Here is a 2,700-nt window from a genome sequence, read left to right on the forward strand (position 1 = left end):
TGAGCCGTCTGGAAAGGCGGACCACAGAGGGTGACAGTCCCGTAACCGAAACCGACGTGTATCTCCTGATTGCGTACCCAAGTAAGGCGGGACACGTGTAATCCTGCCTGAATCTGCGAGGACCATCTCGTAAGGCTAAATACTACCTAGAGACCGATAGTGAACAAGTACCGCGAGGGAAAGGTGAAAAGAACCCCTGTTAGGGGAGTCAAAAGAACCTGAAACCGCATGCCTACAAGCAGTCCGAGGGCTATGCCGCGCAAGCGGAACGCCTGAGGGCGTACCTTTTGCATCATGAATCGGCGACTTAATGGTTGTGGCGAGCTTAAGGCGATAGCCGGAGGCGCAGCGAAAGCGAGTCCGAAACGGGCGCCAGTCGCAATCATTATAACCCGAAGCCAGGTGATCTACTCATGGCCAGGTTGAAGCGCGGGTAAAACCGCGTGGAGGACCGAACTCATGGAGGTTGAAAACTTCTGGGATGAGCTGTGAGTAGGGGTGAAAGGCCAATCAAACTTGGTGATAGCTGGTTCTCCCCGAAAGATATTTAGGTATCGGCTCGGGAAATTCAGTTCAGGAGGTAGAGCACTGGAACGGCTAGGGGTCCTACCAGATTACCAACCCGTACCAAACTCCGAATGCCTGAAACTGTTATCCCGGGACGCAGTCGGTGGGTGATAACATTCATCGGCGAGAGGGGAATAACCCAGATCGTCGGCTAAGGTCCCAAAGTCCATGCTAAGTGATCACAAAAAGGATGTGGTAGCGCTTTGACAATCAGGAGGTTGGCTTAGAAGCAGCCATCCTTTAAAGATAGCGTAATAGCTCACTGATCAAGCGAGACTGCGCCGAAAATGTATCGGGTCTCAAGCATGGCACCGAAGCCACGGGATCAGCGCAAGCTGATCGGTAGGGGAGCATAGAACGGACGGTGAAGCCAGACCGCAAGGACTGGTGGAGTGCGTTCTAGAGCTGATGCCGATATGAGTAGCGACAAAACGAGTGAGAAACTCGTTCGCCGTAAGCCCAAGGTTTCCTGGGGAAGGTTAATCCGCCCAGGGTTAGTCGGGCCCTAAGCCGAGGCCGAAAGGCGTAGGTGATGGACAACAGGTTAATATTCCTGTACCGCCCCGTTGGCGTTGAAGCGAGGGGGGACGGAGAAGGGTAGCGCAGCCGTCTGACGGACGTGACGGTTCAAGCCCGTAGGCGGGCCTCATACGATGAAAAGGTGAGGCCGTTAACGCCGAGAGGTGATGACGTGGCCGCAAGGCCAGAAGTGCGTGATCCCATGCTTCCTAGAAAATCCCCGCGTGGAGCCAGCGAGGCGCCCGTACCGCAAACCGACTCAGGTGGGCGAGGAGAAAATCCTAAGGCGCTTGAGAGAACTCTGGTCAAGGAACTCTGCAATTTTCCACCGTAACTTCGGAAGAAGGTGGGCCCGGGATTGTGTAGGGACTTGCTCCCGAAGCAATGCTGGGTCGCAGCGAAATGGCGGTAGCGACTGTTTAACAAAAACACAGGACTCTGCAAACACGTCAAGTGGATGTATAGGGTCTGACGCCTGCCCGGTGCCGGAAGGTTAAGGAGATTCGTCAGGCCGCAAGGCCAAAGCGATGAACCGAAGCCCCGGTAAACGGCGGCCGTAACTATAACGGTCCTAAGGTAGCGAAATTCCTTGTCGGGTAAGTTCCGACCTGCACGAAAGGCGTAACGACTTCCGCGCTGTCTCGACCAGGGACTCAGCGAAATTGAAATAGCTGTGCCGATGCAGTTTACCCGCGGCAAGACGGAAAGACCCCATGAACCTTTACTACAACTTGCCACTGACACTAGGAATTGATTGTGTAGGATAGGTGGGAGCCTATGAACCCTGGGCGCTAGCTCGGGGGGAGGCAACGGTGAAATACCACCCTGTCGATTTCTGGTGTCTAACCTGGACCCCTCATCGGGGTTGGGGACAATGGCTGGTGGGTAGTTTGACTGGGGCGGTCGCCTCCCAAAAGGTAACGGAGGCGCGCTATGGTTCCCTCAGCCTGATTGGAAACCAGGCGTCGAGTGCAATGGCATAAGGGAGCTTGACTGCGAGACCGACAGGTCGAGCAGGTGCGAAAGCAGGTCATAGTGATCCGGTGGTTCTGTATGGAAGGGCCATCGCTCAACGGATAAAAGGTACTCTGGGGATAACAGGCTTATCGCGTCCAAGAGTTCACATCGACGACGCGGTTTGGCACCTCGATGTCGGCTCATCGCATCCTGGGGCTGGAGCAGGTCCCAAGGGTTTGGCTGTTCGCCAATTAAAGCGGTACGCGAGCTGGGTTCAAAACGTCGTGAGACAGTTTGGTCCCTATCTGCCGTGGGCGTAGGAGAAGTGAGAGGATCTGTCCTTAGTACGAGAGGACCGGGATGGACGCACCGCTGGTGTACCAGTTGTCTCGCCAGAGGCATCGCTGGGTAGCTATGTGCGGAACGGATAACCGCTGAAAGCATCTAAGCGGGAAGCCAACCTCAAGACGACTTCTCCCGGGCGCAAGCCCCTGAAGCCCCCTCGAAGACGACGAGGTCGATAGGCCGGAGGTGTACGCGCTGTGAGGCGCTCAGCTGACCGGTACTAATAGGGCGTGCGGCTTGGTCTCCCTCTTCTCAGGTCGTAGGCGACCTGCTCGAGGTCGAGATCGAATTCCTTCGCAGGAGCAGTGGAAG

The 2,700-nt window shown here is 55.9% G+C and carries 1 rRNA gene (running past one end of the window); it reads left to right on the forward strand.

Going from position 1 to position 2,700, the window contains the following annotated elements:
- A 23S ribosomal RNA gene (locus tag PSR1_RS21540) occupies nt 1–2,633 on the forward strand; it begins 347 nt to the left of the window's first position.
- Nucleotides 2,634–2,700 lie beyond the last annotated feature (67 nt).

Source organism: Anaeromyxobacter sp. PSR-1, from assembly GCF_000964525.1.
Taxonomy (GTDB): domain Bacteria; phylum Myxococcota; class Myxococcia; order Myxococcales; family Anaeromyxobacteraceae; genus Anaeromyxobacter.